The 21,098-nt window shown below is 73.3% G+C and carries 15 protein-coding genes; 10 read left to right on the forward strand and 5 right to left on the reverse strand.

What is annotated here, in order from left to right; genetic code table 11:
• Both IFT90_RS03430 and IFT90_RS03435 read right to left on the reverse strand, forming a co-directional pair.
• Positions 1-1,050, reverse strand: a complete 1,050-nt coding sequence (locus IFT90_RS03430) for a Gfo/Idh/MocA family protein (protein ID WP_192040970.1) — start codon at positions 1,048-1,050, stop codon at positions 1-3.
• The gene (locus tag IFT90_RS03435) at positions 1,047-2,345 is read right to left on the reverse strand and encodes an ROK family transcriptional regulator (RefSeq protein ID WP_192040971.1); all 1,299 of its coding nucleotides are present in this window, start codon (positions 2,343-2,345) and stop codon (positions 1,047-1,049) included. Before IFT90_RS03435 ends, IFT90_RS03430 begins: the two co-directional genes overlap by 4 nt.
• A 91-nt stretch (positions 2,346-2,436) precedes the next feature.
• Here IFT90_RS03435 and IFT90_RS03440 point away from each other — a divergent pair, with 91 nt between their 5' ends.
• The 9 genes from IFT90_RS03440 to IFT90_RS03480 all read left to right on the forward strand — a co-directional run bounded on the left by IFT90_RS03440 (position 2,437) and on the right by IFT90_RS03480 (position 16,141).
• Entirely contained in the window at positions 2,437-5,007 is a 2,571-nt protein-coding gene (locus IFT90_RS03440) for a glycoside hydrolase family 2 protein (RefSeq protein ID WP_192040972.1), read from the forward strand.
• A gap of 89 nt (positions 5,008-5,096) precedes the next feature.
• Positions 5,097-5,975, forward strand: a complete 879-nt coding sequence (locus IFT90_RS03445) for a substrate-binding domain-containing protein (protein WP_192040973.1) — start codon at positions 5,097-5,099, stop codon at positions 5,973-5,975.
• A gap of 299 nt (positions 5,976-6,274) precedes the next feature.
• Positions 6,275-7,978, forward strand: coding sequence for an ABC transporter substrate-binding protein (locus tag IFT90_RS03450; protein WP_192040974.1), 1,704 nt, complete (start codon positions 6,275-6,277; stop codon positions 7,976-7,978).
• Positions 7,979-8,024: 46 nt separating this feature from the next.
• Complete coding sequence (locus tag IFT90_RS03455; RefSeq protein ID WP_123547952.1) at positions 8,025-9,014, forward strand: ABC transporter permease; 990 nt, start codon at positions 8,025-8,027, stop codon at positions 9,012-9,014.
• Between the two features lie 31 nt (positions 9,015-9,045).
• A complete protein-coding gene (locus tag IFT90_RS03460; RefSeq protein WP_123547953.1) occupies positions 9,046-10,026 on the forward strand; it encodes an ABC transporter permease in 981 nt (326 codons plus the stop codon).
• On the forward strand, positions 10,023-10,976 hold the full coding sequence (locus IFT90_RS03465; protein ID WP_192040975.1) for an ABC transporter ATP-binding protein: 954 nt from the start codon (positions 10,023-10,025) through the stop codon (positions 10,974-10,976). Before IFT90_RS03460 ends, IFT90_RS03465 begins: the two co-directional genes overlap by 4 nt.
• Positions 10,973-11,896: an ABC transporter ATP-binding protein gene (locus tag IFT90_RS03470; RefSeq protein WP_192040976.1), complete on the forward strand. Its 924-nt coding sequence runs from the start codon at positions 10,973-10,975 to the stop codon at positions 11,894-11,896. The genes IFT90_RS03465 and IFT90_RS03470 overlap by 4 nt, the downstream gene beginning before the upstream one ends.
• A 1-nt stretch (position 11,897) precedes the next feature.
• Complete coding sequence (locus tag IFT90_RS03475) at positions 11,898-14,141, forward strand: glycoside hydrolase family 36 protein (RefSeq protein ID WP_192040977.1); 2,244 nt, start codon at positions 11,898-11,900, stop codon at positions 14,139-14,141.
• On the forward strand, positions 14,138-16,141 hold the full coding sequence (locus tag IFT90_RS03480) for a beta-galactosidase (protein ID WP_192040978.1): 2,004 nt from the start codon (positions 14,138-14,140) through the stop codon (positions 16,139-16,141). Before IFT90_RS03475 ends, IFT90_RS03480 begins: the two co-directional genes overlap by 4 nt.
• 30 nt (positions 16,142-16,171) lie before the next feature.
• Here IFT90_RS03480 and IFT90_RS03485 read toward each other — a convergent pair whose 3' ends face one another.
• From IFT90_RS03485 to IFT90_RS03495, 3 genes are read right to left on the reverse strand one after another with little or no spacing between them, the layout of a single operon-like run.
• A complete protein-coding gene (locus IFT90_RS03485; protein WP_371812076.1) occupies positions 16,172-16,945 on the reverse strand; it encodes a response regulator in 774 nt (257 codons plus the stop codon).
• Positions 16,942-18,801, reverse strand: coding sequence for an ATP-binding protein (locus IFT90_RS03490; protein WP_192040979.1), 1,860 nt, complete (start codon positions 18,799-18,801; stop codon positions 16,942-16,944). The genes IFT90_RS03485 and IFT90_RS03490 overlap by 4 nt, the downstream gene beginning before the upstream one ends.
• Positions 18,802-18,825: 24 nt before the next feature.
• Positions 18,826-19,146 (reverse strand): hypothetical protein, encoded by a 321-nt coding sequence (locus IFT90_RS03495; RefSeq protein WP_192040980.1) that lies wholly within the window; start codon positions 19,144-19,146, stop codon positions 18,826-18,828.
• Positions 19,147-19,300: 154 nt separating this feature from the next.
• On the opposite strand from IFT90_RS03495, the gene IFT90_RS03500 reads away from it, so the two are divergent.
• A complete protein-coding gene (locus IFT90_RS03500) occupies positions 19,301-20,779 on the forward strand; it encodes a cation:dicarboxylate symporter family transporter (RefSeq protein WP_199861629.1) in 1,479 nt (492 codons plus the stop codon).
• Positions 20,780-21,098 lie beyond the last annotated feature (319 nt).

Raw genomic sequence — 21,098 nt, forward strand, 5'->3', positions numbered from 1 at the left:
TCAGACCACCGTCAAGGAGGCGCGGGTCGCCTCGAGCACGGCCGTCACCGACCGCGCGTCGTCGAGCGAGTGCAGCGGCGAGTCCGTGCGCCCCTCGGCGACGAACGCCGCCAGCGCCGTCGCCTCGTAGGCGAGCCCGTCCCGGCCCCGCAGCACCGACGGGTCCCGCCACGTCGCCGTGCCGGCGGCGGTGGACACCTCGAAGGAGGCAGGGAAGACCAGGTGCTCGAGCATCCGCACCGTGCCGGTCGAGCCGCTGATCGTGCCGAGGCCCGGCGACGTCGTGAGCAGGCTCGTGACCGCCGTGCCGACGCGGCCCTCGGCGGTGCGGAGCGCGATCGCCGCCTCGAGGTCGACGCCGTCGGCGCGGGTCGTGCCCGTGGCCCGGACGTCGACCGGCCGGCCGATCGCGAACTGGGCGAACCAGACGGCGTAGACGCCGATGTCGAGCAGCGCGCCGCCGCCGAGGGACGGGTCGGCCATGCGCCCGCCCGACGACAGGTCGTTGGCCCAGGCCACGTCGGCCGTCGCGAGCCGGACGTCGCCGATCGCGCCGTCGGCGAGAAGCCGGGCGAGCACTGTGCTGTGCGGCACGTAGCGCGTCCACATGGCCTCCATGGCGAGCACCCCGGCCGCGCGGGCGGCGGCGATCAGCCGGTCCGCCTCCTCCGTGGTCGTCGCGAACGGCTTCTCGATGAGCACGTGCTTGCCGGCGCCGATCGCGAGCAGGGCGTCGGGCACGTGGCTCGTGTGGGGCGTGGCGACGTAGACGACGTCGACCTCGGCCAGGGCGACCAGCGCCTCCTGCCCCTCGACCGCGGTGGCGACGCCGTGGGAGGCGGCGAAGCGCTCGGCCTTGTCGAGCGTGCGCGACGAGACGGCGACGACCCGCTGGTCGGTGTGCGCGTGCAGGGCGTCGGTGAAGTCGCCCGCGATCTCGCCGGTGCCGATCACTCCCCAGCGCAAGGCGGGCCCGCCGCGCAGCGGGGTCGCGGTCGACTCGGGGAACGTGAGGGACGACGAGGACGAGGGTGCGGTCGAGCTGGTCACGGTGCCTCCGGGGGAGTGGGCGGGACGGGGGGAGCGGACGGGCTGGCGGGTGAGGACGGGCTCGCGGGCGCGGACGGACTGCTGGGCGCGGCGCCGGCCGAGCGGGTCGTGATCTCGCGCTGCAGCACGAGTGCCGCCCCGCCGACGGCCGCGGCGTCGGCGACGTACGCCGAGAGCTCGACGCTGACGCCGTGGGCGGCCCGGGCGAAGAAGTCCTCGTCGACGCGTCGCCGGACGGCCTCGAGGTAGAGGGCGCCGGCGATGGCGAGGTTGGGGCCGGCCAGGACGATCGAGTCGAGGTCGAGCACGTTGGCGATCGAGACGACGGCCGCGGCCAGGTGCTCGGCGGAGTCGCGGATGAGCTCGAGGGCGAGCGGGTCGCCGTGGACGGCCGCCGTGGCGACGACGCTGAAGTCGGCGTAGGGATCGGTCAGGCCGGTGAGGGCGAAGCCGGCCTCGCGCCCGGCGGCCACCGCGGCGCGGGCCCGGAGCGCGACGCCGACCGGCCCCGCGAGCTTCTCGACCGTCGTGTTCGCCAGGAACGGCCCGGGCGCGCGGCTCATCACCTGCCCGAGCTCACCGGCGTTCGAGCTGGCCCCGCGGAACACGACGCCGTCGAGCACGATGCCCGCGCCGATGCCCGCCCCGTAGTAGACGGTGCAGTGCGCCGCCGAGTCGGCGACGGAGCCGCCCCAGAACTCGCCGATGGCCGCCGCGGTGGCGTCGTTGTCGAGGACGACGGGCAGGCCGGTGGCCTCGGTGACGGCGCTCACCAGGGGGAACCCGGCCCACGCCTCCAACGGGGGAGCGCCGTGGATGCTGCCGTGGCGGAGGTCGATCGGCCCCGGGGTCACGAGGCCGAGGCCGGCGACGCGCTCGGCGGGGACGCCCAGCCCGCCGAGGAAGTCGGCGACCACGGCGGCGATGCGCGCGACCGCGGCGTCGGGCGCCTCGCCGTAGACGCCGTGGGTGCGCAGCCGGCCGACCATGGCCCCGCCGAGGTCGGTGAGGACGACCGTGACCGCGTCCGCGCCGAGCTGCACGCCGAGCGCGAAGCGGGCGAGCGGGTCGATGCTGAGCAGGGTGCGCGGCTTGCCCCCGGTCGACTCGCGGCGGCCCGCCTCGACGACGAGCCCGTCGACCATCAGCTGCCGCACGACGTTCGACATCGTGGCCTGCGTCAGGCCGGTGCGCTCCGCGAGCTCGACCCGGCTGATGGGACCCTGCGAGCGGATCAGGTCGAAGGCGAGCCCGCGGCTCGTCGGGGCGCTCGAGAGCAGGCGCGGGTTGACCATGTGGTACCTCCAACCCGTAGTCTATGGTCTGAGCGGCTTACTTAGGCTGCTTGACGAAGGGGTCGGAGATCCCTGGACGCAAAGGGACACCATGGTCTTCTCCCCCCTGCACGACGACTGGACCGTCGAGGCCGTCACCGGTCCGGTGTCCGACGCCGTGGCCGGCCGACGAGTCCCGGCGACCGTGCCGGGCCAGGTGCACACCGACCTGCTGGCCGCCGGCCTCATCACCGACCCGTTCGACGGCGACGCCGAGTCGGCCCAGCAGTGGATCGGCGACACCTCGTGGCGCTTCTCGACCACGTTCACCTGGCACGACGACGGGTCCGCCCGCCACGACCTCGTCGCCGAGGGCCTCGACACCGTCGCGGTGGTCGAGCTCAACGGCCGCGTCGTCGCCCGGACCGAGAACCAGCACCGCAGCTACCGCGTCGACGTGCGGGAGGCGCTGGTCGAGGGGCGGAACGTGCTCACCGTCACCTTCGCGGCCCCCGTCGCCGAGGCCGAGGCCCGGGTCGCGCTCCACGGTGCCCTGCCCCACGTCAACCACCACCCCTTCAACATGCTGCGCAAGCAGGCCAGCTCGTTCGGCTGGGACTGGGGCGTCGACGTGGCCGGCGCCGGCATCTGGCGGCCGATCGGGCTCGACTCGTGGTCCGGCGTCCGGATCGCCTCGGTGCGTCCGCTCGTCGGCGTGGACGGGGCGCCCCAGGCGACCGGCACGACCGGCACGACCGGCACGACCGGCACGACCGGCACCCTCGACGCCCGCGTCGCGCTCGAGTGGGACGGCGTGACGACCGGCGAGCACAGTGTCGCCGTCGAGGTCACCTCGCCCGAGGGCGACCGGGTGGCCGACGCGAGCGTCGTCGTCGCGGCCGGCACCGCCGACGCCGCGCTCGAGCTCGTCGTCCCCGACGCGCGGCTCTGGTGGCCGGTCGGCCACGGCGACCAGCCGCTGTACGGCGTCCGCGTGACCGCGACGCCGGCCGACGACGGCGCAGGAGGCGGTGCGCCCGACGCGACGACCGCCTCCTGGGCGTCGCGGGTCGGTTTCCGCACCGTGCGCGTCGACACGACGCCGGACGCCGACGGCACGCCCTTCGTGGTGCTCGTGAACGAGCGCGTCGTGCAGGTGCGCGGGGCGAACTGGATCCCCGACCACGCGTTCGTCACCGAGATCGACCGCGACCGCTACCGGCGTCGCGTCGCCGACGCGACCGAGGCGAACATGAACCTGCTGCGCGTCTGGGGCGGCGGCATCTACGAGTCGGACGACTTCTACGACGCCTGCGACGAGGCGGGCGTGCTCGTCTGGCAGGACTTCCTCTTCGCCTGCGCGGCCTACGCCGAGGAGGACTGGCTGGCCGTCGAGGTCGAGGCCGAGGCCCGCGAGGCGATCACGCGGCTCAGCCCGCACCCGTCGCTGGTCATCTGGAACGGGAACAACGAGAACATCTGGGGCTTCGTCGACTGGGGCTGGAAGGCGGAGCTGCAGGGCCGCACCTGGGGCGACGGCTACTACCGCGACCTCCTGCCGCGGCTCGTCGCCGAGCTCGACGGCACCCGCGCCTACTCGCCGGGGAGCCCGTTCTCGTTCGGCGACCCCGTGGCGTCGGACGACGAGGTGCACCCGAACGACCACCGCCACGGCACGATGCACATCTGGGACGTCTGGAACCGGCGCGACTACACGGCCTACCGCGAGTACCCGGCCCGCTTCGTCTCGGAGTTCGGGTTCCAGGGCCCGCCCGCCTGGTCGACGCTCGTCGGCTCGGTGCACGACGAGCCGCTCGACCCGTACGGCCACCAGATGCTCGTGCACCAGAAGGCCGAGGAGGGCAACCTCAAGCTCGAGCGCGGCATGCAGGGCCACCTGCCTGCCCCCGCGACGATCGAGGACTGGCACTGGGCCACGCAGCTCAACCAGGCCGCCGCGATCCGCTTCGGCATCGAGCACTTCCGGTCGCTCGCGCCGCTCAACACCGGCACGATCGTGTGGCAGCTGAACGACGACTGGCCCGTCACCTCGTGGGCCGCCGTCGACTTCGACGAGCACCGCAAGCCGCTCTGGTTCGCCCTGCGCGACTGCTACGCGCCGCGCCTCGCGACGATCCAGCCGCGCGGCGACTCGCTCGCCGTGGTGCTGCTCAACGACGTCGACGACGCGTGGGCAGGCGACGTCGTGCTGCGCCGCACGACCTTCGCGGGCGACGTGCTCGACGAGGTCGTCGTGCCCGGGGCCGTCGGCTCCCGGGGCAGCGTCGAGCTGGCGGTGCCGTCCGCGCTCGTCGACGCGCTCGACCCCGTCGCCGAGCTGCTCGTCGCCGTGCTGCCCGGCTTCGGCTCGGGCCGGGCGGTCTGGGACGCGGCCGAGGTCGTCGACCAGCGCCTCGACCCTGACCCCGTCGCCACCGAGGTCGCCCGCGACGGCGACGCCTGGCTCGTGACCGTGACGGCGCGCAGCTACGCCCGCGACGTCACCCTGCTGGTCGACGTCCTCGACCCGCAGGCGACGGTCGACCGCGGCCTCGTCACCCTGCTGGCGGGGCAGTCGGCGACGTTCCGCGTCGAGGGAGCGGTGGACGTCGAGCCGCAGGCGCTCGTGGGTCGGGGCGTGCTCCGGCACGCGAACGGCCTGCTGCTGGCGGTGGCGCCCTGACCGAGGTCCTGACCGGCCTCGTGACGCAGGAGGCGCCTCCTCGGCTCCGCAGGTCGACCGTGGTCCTCGCGGTGGGCGATACTTCACTGGTGTCCCCGCCCGTGGGCGCCGGCACGGACGGCGCGCCTCCCTCCCTCCCGGCCATCGGCTTCGTGCAGCGCCGGGCGCCCTTCAGCCTCGGGATCGACCCGTTCCACACCGCGTTCCTCGCGGGCATGGAGGCGGCGGCGACGCGGGCCGGGGCGACGGTGCTGCTGCAGCTGGTGGCCGACCACGACGACGAGCTCGCCTGCTTCCGCCGCTGGGCCGCCCAGGGCTGGGTCCGCGGCGTCGTGCTCGCCGACCTCGTCGACGACGATCCACGCCTGCCCGTCCTCGCGGCCCTCGGGCTGCCCACGGTCGTCCTCGGCCAGGAGCCGCAGGGCGGGGGCGTCTCGACCGTCGAGGTCGACGACCGGGGCGCGATGCGCCAGGCCGTCGCGCACCTCGTGGGCCTCGGCCACTCGGTGATCGGGCGGGTCAGCGGGCCCGTCGAGCTCGGCCACACGCGGGCGCGCTCCGAGGCCTTCGACCTCACCGTCGGACGAGGAGGCGCGAGCGGCCTGGTCCTGCCGGGCGACTACTCGGAGGCGAGCGGCGAGGCGCAGACCCGCCGGCTGCTGCGCGGCGCGCAGCAGCCCACGGCGATCGTCTACGACAACGACGCCATGGCGGTGGGCGGCCTGGCCGCGGCGGCCGACCTCGGCGTCTCCGTGCCGGACGACCTCTCGCTGCTCGCGTGGGACGACTCGCCCCTCTGCCAGCTCGCGACGCCGCCGTTGTCCGTGGTGAGCCGCGACGTGCCGTCGCTGGGGGAATCGGCGACGCGCACCGTGCTCGCGATGCTCGACGGGCGACCCGCGATGCTCGTCCGCGCCCCGGACAGCGAGATCGTGGTGCGCGGCACCACGGCGCCCCCGCGCCGCTGACCTGCCCCCTCCTCATTCAGGAACATCGGTCCTGAGCCCCGCCACGGGGGGAGGCGCGGTCCTGAATCGTGCACCAGTCAGGACCGCGGCCGCCCCCGTTCCTGGATTGCGCCTCCTCGACGCTCGCGCGTGGCGCGTCCGGCAACGGTCCGGTCACGGTTCCTGAGGCTTGCTCCCACAAACTTGACGGACTTAATTTAGTCGGGTAACAATGACCCGACAGCGCGGCCCAGCCCGCCTGTGACAACGAAGTCGGCGTCGACTGCCCCGAGTGGTCGCGCCCTGGGAAAGGATCAACGATGTTCCTCCGCGCAACCACGGGCCGCAGGCCCGTCCGCAGGGCCTGGGCGATCGGGGCGGCAGCCGCCGCCACCGCGCTGACCCTCGGCCTCACCGGCTGCTCCGCCGGCGGCTCGGGCTCGAGCAGCCCGAGCGACACGCTCGTCGTCTACACCGGCCAGGCCGGCGACTACCAGATCAACTTCAACCCGTACTCGCCGTCGTCCATCGGCGGCATCGGCGCGATCTACGAGTCGCTGTTCTTCGTCACCAACGTCAACACCGAGGCCTACGAGCCCCTGCTCGGCAGCGAGTACACCTGGAACGACGAGGGCACGCAGCTCGACGTCACCCTGCGCGACGACGCCACCTGGTCCGACGGCGAGGCCTTCACGGCCGACGACGTCGTCTTCACCTTCGAGATGCTGCTCGACACGCCCTCGATCAACACCAACGGCTTCGACGGCACGGTCGCCGCCGCCGACGACACGCACGTCACCTTCACCTGGGACCACCCGGCGTTCGTGACCGGCCCGGCCCTGCTCGGCCGCACGCCGATCGTGCCCGAGCACCTGTGGAGCGACATCGACCCCACGACCGACGTCATCGCCGAGCCCGTCGGCACCGGCGCGTACACGATGGACGACTTCAAGGCGCAGGCCTTCACGCTGGCCGCCAACCCGAGCTACTGGGGCGGCGAGCCCGCGGTCAAGAAGGTCCGCTACCTGTCGCTCTCCGGCAACACCGCCGGCGCCGACGCGCTCGCGGCCGGCACGGTCGACTGGCAGACCGGCCCGGTGCCCGACATCCAGAACGTCTCGAAGAACTACCCCGGCTACGACGCCGTGACGATCCCGCAGAACCAGGTCGCCCTGATGACCTGCTCGAACGCCGACCTCGGCTGCGAGGGCCCCCAGACCGACCCGGCCGTCCGCCAGGCGATCTACTACGCCCTGAACCGCGACCAGGTGAACTCCCTCGCGTTCCAGGACACCGCCAGCGAGGTGTCGCCCACGTTCGCCCTGACGAGCACTCAGGAGGACCTCATCTCGAGCGCCGTCGCCGAGCCCGTCGCCCCGTCCGCCCCCGACCTCGACAAGGCCTCGTCGCTGCTCGAGGACGCCGGCTACGAGAAGGGCGCCGACGGCATCTACGCCAAGGACGGCCAGGAGCTGAAGCTCACGGTCGAGGTCGTCACCGGCTGGACCGACTACATCACGGCGATCGACACGATGGGCCAGCAGCTCAAGGCCGCTGGCATCTCGCTGACCGCGTCGCAGTCGTCGTGGAACGAGTGGACCGACAAGAAGAGCAAGGGCAACTACCAGCTCGCCATCGACTCGCTCGGCCAGGGCGCCGCGTCCGACCCGTACTACCTCTACGACCAGTACTTCAACACCGCCTACACGGCGGCGGTCGGCGAGGCGGCACCGACGAACATGGCCCGCTTCAGCGACCCCGCGGTCGACGCGGCGCTCGAGGCCCTCAAGGCCACGAACCCCGAGGACACGGAGGCGCGCCAGGCGCAGTTCGACGTGATCCAGGCCGCGATCGTCGAGGACATGCCCTACGTGCCCGTCCTCACCGGCGGGACGACGAGCGAGTACCACTCGTCGAAGTTCACCGGCTGGCCCACGATGGACGACCTCTACGCGTTCCCCGCCATCTGGGCCTCGCCGGACAACTCGATCATCTTCAAGTCCCTGAAGCCGGTCGGCGAGTAGCCGTGGCGGAGGAGGAGCTCGTCGTCGTGAGGACCGGTGAGGACACGTGAACTACTTCGTCCGGAAGCTCGGCTTCTACGCGGTCGCCCTGTGGGCCGCGCTGACCATCAACTTCCTGATCCCCCGGCTGCTGCCGGGCAACCCGGTGGACATCCTGCTGGCGAAGCTGCAGCAACGCGGAGGGATCGTCACCCCCGACACCCGCAAGGCGTACGAGCTCCTCCTCGGAGGCGACTCCTCCGACCCGCTCCCGGTGCAGTACTGGAACTACCTGATCAACATCTTCAAGGGCGACCTCGGCATCTCGGTCGGCTACTTCCCGACCCCCGTCACCGAGGTCATCGGGTCGTCGCTGCCCTGGACGATCGTCCTCGTCGGCCTGGCGACCGTGATCGGCGCGGGGCTCGGCGTCCTGCTCGGCGCGTTCGTCGGCTGGAAGCCGGGCACCTGGCTCGACTCGCTCGTGCCGGCCACCACGCTGCTGGCGGCGGTGCCCTACTTCTGGCTCGCGCTGATCCTCGTGTACGTGCTCGCCACCTCCTTGCGGCTGTTCCCCTCGCAGGGCGGCTACGACGTCGTGCTCGACCCGGGGCTGAACTGGCAGTTCATCTCGTCGGCGGTCGAGTACGGGTTCCTGCCGGCGCTCACCATCGTCATCGCCTCGATCGGCGGCTGGCTGCTCGGCATGCGCAACATGATGGTGTCGACGCTGTCGGAGGACTACGTGCTCACGGCGCAGGCCAAGGGCCTCAGCCAGGGCCGCATCCTCCGCGGCTACGCGGCCCGCAACGCGGTGCTGCCGAGCGTCGCCGGCTTCGCCATCTCGCTCGGCTTCGTGGTCTCCGGCTCGATCGTCACCGAGCAGGTGTTCTCGTACCCGGGCATCGGCGGCAAGCTCCTCTCGGCCGTGACGAACAACGACTACGCGCTGATGCAGGGCATCTTCCTGTTCATCACGCTGGCCGTGCTCGGCGCCAACCTCGTGGTCGACCTCTTCTACGGGATCATCGACCCCCGCACCCGGGCGCGCAGCTGATGGCCCGCCGCACCAGCAGGAGGCAGCACCCATGACGAACGTCGCCCCCGACACGACCACCACGGTCGTCGACTCGACCTCGCAGCTCGCCGCCGAGGCCGCCGACCTCGGCAAGCCGAGGCGCTCCGCCTGGCGGCTGATGCTGCCGACGATGACCCCGTGGCTCGCCGCCGGGCTCGGCCTGGTCGGCGCCATCGCGCTCTTCGGCATCGTCGGCCCGTTCTTCGTGCAGGACCCGACCGTCATCCGTGACATCGGCCTCACCGGCCCGTCGGCCCAGCACCTCCTCGGCACGACCCAGACCGGGCAGGACGTCTTCGCCCAGCTCGCCTGGGCCACCCGCGGCTCGCTGCAGATCGGGCTGATCGTCGGCATCCTCGCGACGGCCCTCTCGGCCTTCTTCGGCATCCTCGGCGCCTACATCGGCGGGTTCACCGACGAGGCGTTCTCGTTGTTCTCGAACGTGTTCCTCGTGATCCCCGGCCTGCCCCTCGTCATCGTGATCTCGGGCTTCGTGCCGCAGGAGCAGCGCGGACTCTGGACGATCGGCATCGTGCTGGCGATCACCGGCTGGGCCGCGTCCAGCCGGGTGCTGCGCGCGCAGACCCTGTCGATCCGCAGCCGCGACTACGTGGCCGCGGCCCGCGTCGCCGGCGAGAAGCCGTGGCGCGTCATCTCGGTCGAGATCCTGCCGAACCTGCTGCCGGTGCTCGCGTCGCAGTTCGTCTTCGCGGTGATCGCGGCCATCCTCGGGGAGGCGGGCCTGTCGTTCCTCGGACTGGGCGCCTCCAACTCGTCGACCCTCGGCACGATGCTGTTCTACGCGCAGAACGGCTTCGCCCTGCCGCTCGGCGCCTGGTGGTGGTTCGGCCCTCCCGGCCTCATCATCGCCCTGTTCGGCACCGGCCTCTCGCTGATCAACTTCTCGATCGACGAGATCATCAACCCCAAGCTCAAGAACGTGCGCCTGCACCGCAAGCGCGCCCGTCTCGCGAAGAAGGCCTCCCGATGACCCCCACGCAGGAGGCGCCCGTCGCGTCCCGGCCCCGCACCCGTCGCGACGCGGTGCTGACGATCGACGACCTCACCGTCGTCTACGAGGTCGAGAACCCGGTCACGGCCGTCAAGTCGGCGAGCCTCACGCTCGCGCCGGGCGAGATCCTCGGGCTGGCGGGGGAGTCGGGCTGCGGCAAGACGACCCTCGCCTACGCGATCAACCGGCTGCACAAGCCGCCGGCGCGCATCTCGACGGGCTCGATCACGTTCCACGACCGCGACGGCACCGACGTCGACCTGCTCGCCCTCGGCGAGCAGGAGCTGCGGGCGTTCCGCTGGTCGAAGCTGTCGATGGTGTTCCAGGGGGCGATGAACGCCCTCAACCCGGTGACGACGATCCTCACCCAGCTCGACGACGTGCTCGTCACGCACGAGAAGCAGATGAACAAGGCGCAGCGGCGTGCCCGGGCGGCCGAGGTGCTCGAGCGCGTCGGGGTCGACCCCGTGCGGCTGCGCTCGTACCCGCACGAGCTGTCGGGCGGGATGCGCCAGCGCGTGATGATCGCGATGGCGATGCTGCTCGAGCCGCAGATCATGATCATGGACGAGCCGACCACGGCCCTCGACGTCGTCGTGCAGCGCGACATCCTGCGCGAGATCGTCCGGCTGCGCGACGAGCTCGACTTCGCCGTCGTGTTCATCACGCACGACCTGCCGCTGCTGCTCGAGATCAGCGACCGCATCGCGGTGATGCTGCAGGGCGAGATCGTCGAGCTGAGCACCGCCGAGCAGATCTACGCCGACGCCCAGCACCCCTACACGCGCCGCCTGCTCAGCTCGTTCCCGAGCCTCAGCGGCTCGCGCGGCGCGTTCATCCGCACCGGCGTCGACGAGGGCTCGCCCCTCGAGCAGGACACCCGCACCATCGTGCTGCCCGACCCCGACGACCTGGAGGACCCGCGATGACCAGCATCCACGTCACCGACCTGACCAAGGACTTCTCGGTCCGCAAGGGCATCGGCCGCGAGGCGTTCCGGGCCGTCGACTCGGTGTCGTTCGACCTGCTGCCCGGCCGCACGGTCGCCCTCGTGGGCGAGTCGGGCTCGGGCAAGTCGACCATCGCCCGCATGCTCGCGAAGCTCGAGAAGCCGAGCTCGGGGAAGATCGACGTCACGCTCGACGACGGCACGCCCGTGATGGGCTCGGTCTACCGGCGACACGTGCAGATGGTGTTCCAGGACCCGTTCGCGTCGCTCAACCCGTTCCACTCGATCGAGCACCACATCGCGCGGCCGCTCAGGATCCACCGCCGCACGAGGGGCCGCGCCGAGACGCACGAGCGCGTGCTCGACATGCTCGAGCGCGTCAACCTGCGACCCGCCGAGGACATGGCGGCCCGTCGTCCGCACGAGCTGTCGGGCGGCCAGCGCCAGCGGATCGCGATCGCCCGGGCCCTGGCCCCCGGCGCGCAGGTGCTCATCGCCGACGAGCCGGTCTCGATGCTCGACGTCTCGATCCGGCTCGGCGTGCTCAACCTCATGGGGCGCCTGCAGCGCGAGGACAACCTCGCGGTTCTCTACATCACGCACGACCTCGCCACCGCGAGGCACTTCTCGGACGAGATCCTCGTGCTCTACCGCGGCCGCGTGGTCGAGCGGGGGCCGGCCGACGACGTCATCCTCGACCCGCACCACGACTACACGAAGCTGCTGGCCCTCGCCGCGCCCGACCCCGAGCGCGTGGGCAAGGTCGTGAGCGACGAGTCGGCGCCCGACCGGTCGACCATCGACAACTCGATCTGCTACGACCACTACGCGGGGGCGTGGGTGCAGGCCGGGTCCGCCCCGGCCGGCGACGCGCTCGCCGCGAAGACGGCGGTCCGCTGACGTGAGGCTGCTGCACTGGGGCACCGACGCCGTGCACCTGACCTTCGCCCTGCCCGACGACGCGCCGGTCGCGCTGATCGCGATCCAGCCGGGGGCGGTGCCGACAGGCGAGGCCGCGCCGGCGCCGGGGGAGGCGCCGGATCAGGGCGCCGGCCCGGACGCAGCCGCACCCGCGCTCTGGTCGGGCGACGACGGCGACGTGCCCGACCGCCTCCTGCAGGCCCTGGTGGAGGTCTCGGCGTTCGGGCACGGGCGGTTCCCCGGCAGCTTCCGGCACGTCGACACCGTGCTCGGCGCGGCCCTGCGGCACGTGTCGCACGAGGCCGACGTCGACGACGACGGCACGGCCCGGCTGCGCATCGAGCAGCGCGACGACGCCTCGGGCCTCGTCGTCGCCAGCGTGTTCGAGGCGCAGGAGGCGGTGGCCGCGTTCCGCACGCACACCGAGGTCGGCCTCGTCCCCGGCGCCGCCCCGCTCACCCTCGACGCCGTGTCGACGATCGCGACCGGCGCGTTCCTCGGACGGGACGACGACGTCGACGCCTTCGCCCTCGCGACGGCGGCGAACGACTGGGTGGCCGAGAGCCGCTGGTCGACGACCCCGCTGCGCGACGCCGGGCTCGCGCGCATCGACCGCGACGTGCAGCACCAGCCGCCCCGCACCCGGCTCGTCGTCGGCGACCGCGGCTCGTGGTCGAGCGGCGAGGCCGTGCCCACCGCCGCGCTGCTCGCCCGCGACGGCTCGGCCGCGCTCGCCTGGCAGGTCGAGCACGCCGGCCCCTGGCTGTTCGAGCTCGGCGAGACGCGGCACGGCGCCTACCTGCTGCTGTCCGGACCGACCGACCCCGAGAACCACTGGAGCCTCGTGCTCCGCCCCGGCGAGGTCTTCACGTCGGCGCCGGCCTCGGTCGCCGTCGCGGCGGGCGGCGTCGACGAGGTCCTGGCCGCGATGACGGCCCAGCGGCGTGCCACGCGCCTCGTGCGCAAGGTCGACCACGACCTGCCCGTCGTCTTCAACGACTACATGAACACGCTGATGGGCGACCCCACCACCGAGAAGCTGCTGCCGTTGATCGACGCGGCGGCCGAGGTCGGCGCGGACTACTTCTGCATCGATGCCGGCTGGTACGCCGAGGGTCACTGGTGGGACACGGTCGGCGAGTGGCAGCCCGCCGCGAGCCGGTTCCCCGGCGGCATCGACGAGGTGCTCGACCGGATCCGCGAGCGCGGGATGGTGCCGGGGCTCTGGCTCGAGCCCGAGGTGATCGGCGTGCGGTCGCCGCTCGCCGCCTCCCTGCCGGACGACGCGTTCTTCAGCCGCGGCGGCGTGCGCGTCGCCGACCACGGGCGGCACCTGCTCGACCTGCGGAGCCCCGCCGCACGGGCGCACCTCGACGGGGTCGTCGACCGTCTCGTCGGCGACCACGGCGTCGGCTTCTTCAAGATGGACTACAACACGATGACGGGCCCCGGCACGGACGCCGGCAGGCTCGCTCCCGGTGCGGGCCTGCTCGAGCACTCGCGGGCGCTGCTCGCCTGGCTGGACGCCGTCCAGGAGCGCCACCCGCGCCTCCTGATCGAGAACTGCGCCTCGGGCGCGATGCGGATGGACTGGGCGATGATGTCGCGGCTGCACGTGCAGTCGACCTCCGACCAGCAGGACCCGGTGATGTACGCGACCATCGCGGCCGCCGCACCCGCGGCGTTGCTGCCCGAGCAGGCGGGGCACTGGGCCTACCCGCACGCCGGCATGGAGCCCGAGCTGTTCACGTTCTCGCTCGTGAACGCGGTGCTCGGCCGGATGTACCTGTCGGGGCACCTGAACCGGATGGACTCCGCCCAGCGCGACGTCGTGCGCGCCGCCGTCGCGGCGCACCGCGACGTGCTCGGCTCGATCGAGCGGGCCGTGCCGTCGTGGCCGCTCGGGCTGCCGGCGTGGGAGGACGCGTGGACGGCCCTGGCGCTGACCGCCGACGCCGGTGCCGGCGCGGGCGCCGTGACGCACCTCAGCGTCTGGCGCTGCTCGGGCGACGACGACCGGGTCGTCCTCCCGCTGCCGGGGCTGCGCGGCCAGGAGGTGCGGGCCCGGCCGTTCTTCCCGGCCGACCCGGCCGGCTGGTCGTGGAGCTGGGACCCGCAGGAGGGGGAGCTCACGGTGACCGTGGACGTCACCGGCCCCACGGCACGGGTCATCGAGATCCGGGCGACCGGCCACGACGCAGGAGAAGGCGAGGCGGTCGCATGAGCGGCACCGTGACCTGGCCCACGGAGGGCATCGCCTTCGGGGGCGACTACAACCCGGAGCAGTGGGACTGGGACGTGCTGCTCGAGGACGTCGAGCTGATGCGCGAGGCCGGCGTCGGCTTCGTCACCGTCGGCGTGTTCTCGTGGATCAAGCACGAGCCGCGCGACGGCGCGTTCGACTTCGACTGGCTCGACCGGGTGCTCGACCTGCTGCACGAGAACGGCATCCGCGTCGACCTCGCCACCCCCACGGCGTCTGTCCCGATGTGGCTGCACCGCCTGCACCCGGAGATCCTGCCCCAGGACGTGCACGGACACCCTCTCGCCCCCGGCGGCCGCCTCGGGTTCTGCCCGTCGTCGACGGTCTTCCGGCGCTACGCGCTGCGCGTCGTCGAGGCGCTCGCCGCGCACGTCGCAGGCCACCCGGCGGTGCGGCTGTGGCACGTGAGCAACGAGCTCGGCGGCGGCAACGCCCGGTGCCACTGCCCCGTCTCGGAGGCGGCCTTCCAGTCGTGGGTCGAGGCCCGGCACGGCACGGTCGAGGCCCTGAACGCAGCCTGGGGCACGGCGTTCTGGGGCAACTCGTACTCGTCGTTCGACGAGGTCACGACGCCCCGGGGCATCACGGCGCACAACCCGGGTCAGCTGCTCGACTACGAGCGGTTCTCGTCCGACGCGCTGCTCGACTGCTACCGGGCCGAGGCGGCCGTGCTGCGGCGCGTCACGCCCGAGGTGCCCGTGACGACCAATTTCATGGTCGGGCTCGGGCCCGACGTCGTCGACTACCCCCGGTGGGCCGACGAGGTCGACATCGTCGTCAACGACCACTACACCTACGGCCCCGACCCGATGAAGCACCAGGAGCTCGCCTTCGCCGGCGACCGGATGAGGGGCATCTCCGGAGGCGGCCCGTGGCTCCTGATGGAGCACGCGACGGGCGGCTCCACCTGGCACCCGGTCAGCCAGCCCAAGGGGCCGGGCGAGCTGGTCCGGCACGCGCTCGGGCACGTGGCGCGCGGCTCCGACAGCGTCATGTACTTCCAGTGGCGTGCGTCACGGTCGGGGACCGAGCAGTTCCACTCGGCGATGCTGCCGCACTCCGGCCCCGAGTCGCGCACGTTCCGACAGATCGTGGCGCTCGGCGCGGACCTCGCGCGGCTGGCCGAGGTCGCCGGGAGCCGGGTCGCCGGCGCCAGGGTCGCGCTGCTGCACGACGACGAGGCCGGCTGGGCGCTGCGCAGCGGCCACAAGCCGGCCGCCCGGCTCGAGTACGCCGCGACGGCGCGGGCGATCCACGCCGCGCTGTTCGCGCGGTCGGTCACCGTCGACGTGGTGCCGCCGTGGCACCCCCTCGACGACTACGACCTCGTCGTCGTGCCGGGGCTGTTCCTCGTCGACGACGCGACCCCCGCCGCCGTGGCCGCCGCCGCCGAGCGGGGCGCCACGGTGCTCGTGACCTGGTTCTCGGGCGTCGTCGACGAGACCAACTCGGTCAGGACCGGTGGTCATCCCGGTGCGTTCCGCGACCTCCTCGGCGTGCGCGGCGACGACTTCTGGCCCCTCGACGAGACCGAGGTCGTCGAGCTCGACACCGGTTGGCGCGCCCGCCGGTGGACGGAGCACGTCACGGCCACGACCGCGGAGGTGGTGGCGTCGTACACGACCGGCGGGGTCGCGGGCGGGGCGGCCGTGACCCGGCGGCCGGTGGGCTCGGGCTCGGCCTGGTACCTCGCCTCCGACCTCGAGCCCGCAGGCCTCGGCGAGCTGCTGGGGCGGCTGCTCGACGAGGCCGGGGTCGTGCCCGCCGCCGTGACGTCGCCCGGGGTGGAGGTCGTCCGCAGAGCCTCGGACGAGGCCTCGTGGGCGTTCGTCCTGAACCACACGTCGTCGGAGGGCTGGGCCGAGGTCGCCGGCACCGACCTCCTGACCGGCGCGGCGTGCGCCGGCCGCGTCGTGGTCCCCGCGGGCGGGGTCGCGGTCGTCCGCGAGGACCGCGCCTAGCGCCACCCCGAGTCGGAGCCAGCCGCCGGGTCAGCGCCAGCGGTACTCGTGCTCGGGACGGCCCGGCGCGCCGTACCGGGGCACCCGGTCGACCTGGCCCGCGTCGGCGAGGTGCTCGAGGTAGCGGCGGGCCGTGACGCGGGAGACCGCGACGGCCGCCGCGACCTCGCCGGCCGACAGCGCGCCTCCTCGGGGCTGCCCCTGCTCGTCGTCGAGGGCAGGAGACGCGGCGACCGCCGGGCCCGACGCGGCCCGCAGCGCCTCGACCACGGCGGCGAGCGTCTCGGGCGCGATCCCCTTCGCGAGCGAGGGGGCGGCGGTCGTGCGCAGCGTCGCGAGGCTCGCGTCGACCTCGGTCTGGGTGACCTGCCCCTCGCCCTGGTCGAGCCCGCGGCGGAACGCGAGGTAGCCGGTGAGCCGCTCCGCGAAGGTCGCGAAGCCGAACGGCTTGATCAGGTACTGCACGATCCCGAGCGACACCGCGCTCCTGACGATCGCGACGTCGCGCACCGCCGTGATCGCGACGACGTCGACCGTCGATCCTGCCGCTCGCAGCGCCCGGCACAGCTGGATCCCGTGGATGTCGGGGAGGGTCAGGTCGAGCAGCACGAGGTCGACGCCGGGCTGCCGCAGCCGGTCGAGGGCGGACCGGCCGTCGTGCACCACGCCGACCAGCTCGAACCCGTCGAGCCGCGTGACGTACGCGCCGTGCGCCTCCGCCGTGAGCGGCTCGTCGTCGACGACGAGCACGCGCACCGGGGCCGTCGTCGGGGGCAGGGGGCGGGACGAGGAGGCGCCGGTCACGACCGCACCACCGCCTCCTCGTCGTCGGGCAGGTCGACGGTGATCGTGGTCCCGTGCACCGTCGAGCGGGCGTCGACGGTGCCGCCCGCCCGCCGCGCGACCTGGGCCACGAGCGCGAGGCCGATGCCGCGCCCCTCGGCGCCTCCCGCCTTGGTGCTGACGCCCCGCTCGAAGACGTCACGACCCCCGGGCAGCCCGGGTCCGCTGTCGGAGACGGCGATCCGCAGGACGCCCGCCGCGGGCCGGTCGAGCGACACCCGCACGGTCGCAGGCCCAGCGCGGCCGGTCCCGCCCGCGCTGCCCGCGGCGCGTCGGTCCGATGCATCCCGTCGTGGACGATCCACCCCGTCGTTCCGGGGTTCATCGTCCACGACGGGGTTCACCGTGCGTTCGTCCTCCGGCCCTGCGTCCGTGCCTTCCACGTCGACGTCCGTGCCCGCATCCGCCCAGCGCGGCGCGGCCGCGTCGAGCGCGTTGTCCACGAGGTTGCCGAGCACCGTCACGAGGTCGCGCACGGGCACCCGCGGCGAGCCGAAGTCGGGCGAGACGTGCAGCTCGAGCTCGACGGCTCGCTCCCGCGCCTGGGCGCTCTTGCCGAGCAGCAGCGCGGCGAGCACCGGCTCGTCGACGGCGGCCACGACCTGGTCGGCGAGCACCTGGCCGAGGTCCAGCTCGTCCGAGGCGAAGCGGAGCGCCTCGTCGGCCCGGCCCAGCTCGATCAGGGCGACGATCGTGTGCAGCCGGTTCGCGAACTCGTGGGTCTGGGAGCGCAGGGCCGCCGAGAGGGTGCTCATCGTCCGGAGCTCGTCGGTGAGCTGCCGCAGCTCGGTGTGGTCGCGCAGGGTCGTGACCGTCCCGAGGGCGCGACCCGCGCCTCTTCGGCCCCCGACTGCTCCACGCCCCATCGCGCCACGCCCGACCGCGACCCGCCCGCCCACTGCCCCCGGCGCCGGCGCCGGCGCGGCCGCGACCCGCTGGTTCACGACGAGCACGCGGTCGTCGGCGACGTGCACCTCGTCCTGCGCCTCGTCGCCCCCGGCGAGCAGCGCGGCCAACGACGTCGGCAGCGCGAGCTCGGAGACCGGCACGGGACGCCGCCCGACGTCGTCGACGAGCGACGGCAGCCCGAGCAGGAGCGCCGCGTGGTCGTTCGCGAGCGTGAGCCGCCCCTGGTCGTCGACGAGCACGAGCCCCTCGCCGACCGAGTGCAGCACCGCCTCGTGGTGGTCGCTGACCCGGCCGAGCTCCTCGGCGCCGAGGCCGCGGGTGACCCGCCGGAGGTGGCGGCTGAGCAGCCACGCCGCCAGCGCCCCGAGGGCGACGGTCGCGAGGGCCCCGCCGACGAGCAGGGGGAGGCGTCGGCCGAGCGCCGCCGACACGCTGTCGACCGTCACGCCCGCGGCCACGAGGGCGACGACGTCCCCCGCGTCGTCGAGCACGGGCACGACGGCGCGGACCGACGGCCCGAGGGTGCCCGAGTACGTCTCGGTGAACGACCGCCCCGCGAGCGCGGGGGCGATCGTGCCGATGAACGGCCGCCCGATCTCGGCGGGGTCGGGGTGCGTCAGGCGGGTGCGGTCGGTCGTCATCACGGTGACGAAGTCGGTGTCGGTGTCGCGCATCAGGTCGAGCGCGTACGGCTCGAGCACCGCGGACGGGTCGTCCGTGTCGAGGGCCTCGAGCACGAACGGGTTGTCCGCGATCGAGGTCGCCAGGGCGGTGCAGCGGGCAGCGGCCGCGCGCTCGGTGTCGGTGCGCGCGCTCGTCCACTGCCACGCCCCGGCGACGAGGGCGAGCACGACGACGCCGACGACCTGCAGGGCGAACAGGCGGGTGGCGATGCTTGCGCGGCGCATCGGACTGCCGGACGGTCCGGTCGCCTAGAGGACGGGCTCGACCAGCCGCACGTGCGAGACGGCGACGCGCGTCGGCTCCCCGGCGAACGCCGTGGCTCGTGCCTCGGACGCCAGGTAGTCGGCCTCGAGCGCGAGGAACGCCTCGGCGTCGCCGGGAGCGCTGACGGCCCAGGTGAACTCCTCGACGGCGCGGTCGGCGTACGCGAACTCGATCGTGAAGCCCGAGGAGGTGCGGGCCGGCACGAGCCGGGAGGTGAACCAGGCGACGAAGTCGTCGAGCACCCCGGGGGCGAGCTCGTAGCGGCGCAGCTGGACGGTCTTCGTGGTGACGTCGTCGTCGGTCATGGCGCCACCCTAGCGACCGCCGCGGACACACCCGAGTCCGCCGCGAACACTATGAACGCAAGCTCGTGCCCCGGGCGCACCGAGGTCATGCTGGCCCGATCCACCCCGCCGACCGGCGACGACGTCGTCCCGGTCACGAGCACGAGGACCACCGATGGCAACGACGCCCTCCCCCCGAGACGACACGATCCACCGTTCGCCCCTCTCGCGCCTCCGGCGGATCGAGAAGTCGCACTGGCTCTACATCGCCGTGATCGTCGCGGTCGGGGCCGGCATCCTCGTCGGCCTGACGGCGCCCGACGTCGCGGTGCAGCTCAAGCCGATCGGCACCGCGTTCGTGTCGCTGATCTCGATGATGATCGCGCCGGTGATCTTCTGCACGATCGTGCTCGGCGTCGGCTCGATCGCGAAGGCGGCGACGGTCGGCAAGGTCGGCGGGCTCGCGCTCGGCTACTTCATCGCGATGTCGACCTTCGCCCTGGCGATCGGCCTCGTCGTCGGCAACCTGATCCACCCCGGCGAGGGCCTGATGGTCGGCAGCACCGGCTACGAGGCTCCCGCGAGCGAGGAGGCGGGCGGCACCGCCGGATTCCTGCTCGGCATCATCCCCGAGACCCTCGTGTCGTCGCTGACCAGCGGCTCGATCCTGCAGACGCTCTTCGTCGCCCTGCTCGTCGGCTTCGCGCTGCAGCGGATGGGCGCGCGCGGCGCGACGATCCTCGAGGGGGTCCGCAACCTGCAGGTGCTGGTGTTCCGCATCCTCGCGATGATCATGTGGGTCGCCCCGATCGGCGCGTTCGGCGCCATCGCGGCCGTCGTCGGCGAGACCGGCGTCGCGGCGATCGTCGCCCTCGCGACCCTGATGGTCGCGTTCTACGTCACGTGCATCGTGTTCGTCGCGGGCGTGCTCGGCACGGTGCTGAAGCTCGTCACGGGCATCAACATCTTCCGGGTGATGCGCTACCTCGGCCGCGAGTACCTGCTGATCGTGTCGACCTCGTCGAGCGAGGTGGCCCTGCCCCGCCTGATCGCGAAGATGGAGCACCTCGGCGTCTCGAAGCCCGTGGTCGGCATCACGGTGCCCACCGGCTACTCGTTCAACCTCGACGGCACCGCGATCTACCTGACGATGGCGTCGCTGTTCATCGCCAACGCGATGGGCACGCCGCTGAGCGTGGGGGAGCAGCTGTCGCTGCTGCTCTTCATGATGATCGCCTCGAAGGGCGCCGCAGGCGTCACCGGCGCCGGCATCGCCACCCTCGCCGGAGGCCTCCAGGCGCACCGGCCCGACCTGGTCGACGGCGTCGGCGTGATCGTCGGCATCGACCGCTTCATGTCGGAGGCCCGCGCCCTGACGAACTTCACCGGCAACGCGGTCGCGACGCTGCTCGTCGGCACGTGGACCCGCGAGGTCGACACGGACCAGGTCGAGCGCGTGCTCGGCGGCCGGTCGCCCTTCGACGAGTCGACGATGAGCGCCGACGGCCACGGCGACGCGGCACACGCGGCCGCCACGGGGGCCGGTGCCGAGGAGGCGGCGGCCGAGGCCACGGGACCGACGCGCGACGACCGCATCTCGACCGACACCGTGCGGACGATCGTCGGCGGCGACGAGCGGGTCTCGCGGCGCTGACGGGCGGCGACGCGCGGGGTCGCGCCGTCGCGTCGCGTCGCCGACGCCGCGAAGCACCCCCTAGTGGACGATGCACCCCGTAACGACGGGGTGGATCGTCCACTCCGGGGTGCTCGGGGCGGGCGCGAGGCGCGAGACGGGTCGGTCGTCATGGTCCGCCGATGCGTCCCCGTGCACCGGTGTTCCCCGTTCGTGATGTCGGCGGGTCGCCGGAGCCGGCGGCGGGCGGGCGCCCACCCGCCGTGAGTGACGGGAACCCGCCGAACCTGGAGCTTGGACCGCCGGGGACGACGGGAACCCGCCGCACCCGCCCGCGCGC

Source organism: Frigoribacterium sp. CFBP 8766, from assembly GCF_014841435.1.
Taxonomy (GTDB): Bacteria; Actinomycetota; Actinomycetes; order Actinomycetales; family Microbacteriaceae; genus Frigoribacterium.

Excerpts from the sequence above, each read along its gene's own strand:
- IFT90_RS03435 (WP_192040971.1), bottom strand. The coding sequence starts at position 2,345 with ATGGTCAACCCGCGCCTGCTCTCGAGCGCCCCGACGAGCCGCGGGCTC.
- IFT90_RS03440 (WP_192040972.1), top strand. The coding sequence starts at position 2,437 with ATGGTCTTCTCCCCCCTGCACGACGACTGGACCGTCGAGGCCGTCACC.
- IFT90_RS03450 (WP_192040974.1), top strand. The coding sequence starts at position 6,275 with ATGTTCCTCCGCGCAACCACGGGCCGCAGGCCCGTCCGCAGGGCCTGG.
- IFT90_RS03460 (WP_123547953.1), top strand. The coding sequence starts at position 9,046 with ATGACGAACGTCGCCCCCGACACGACCACCACGGTCGTCGACTCGACC.
- IFT90_RS03465 (WP_192040975.1), top strand. The coding sequence starts at position 10,023 with ATGACCCCCACGCAGGAGGCGCCCGTCGCGTCCCGGCCCCGCACCCGT.
- IFT90_RS03470 (WP_192040976.1), top strand. The coding sequence starts at position 10,973 with ATGACCAGCATCCACGTCACCGACCTGACCAAGGACTTCTCGGTCCGC.
- IFT90_RS03480 (WP_192040978.1), top strand. The coding sequence starts at position 14,138 with ATGAGCGGCACCGTGACCTGGCCCACGGAGGGCATCGCCTTCGGGGGC.
- IFT90_RS03490 (WP_192040979.1), bottom strand. The coding sequence starts at position 18,801 with ATGCGCCGCGCAAGCATCGCCACCCGCCTGTTCGCCCTGCAGGTCGTC.
- IFT90_RS03495 (WP_192040980.1), bottom strand. The coding sequence starts at position 19,146 with ATGACCGACGACGACGTCACCACGAAGACCGTCCAGCTGCGCCGCTAC.
- IFT90_RS03500 (WP_199861629.1), top strand. The coding sequence starts at position 19,301 with ATGGCAACGACGCCCTCCCCCCGAGACGACACGATCCACCGTTCGCCC.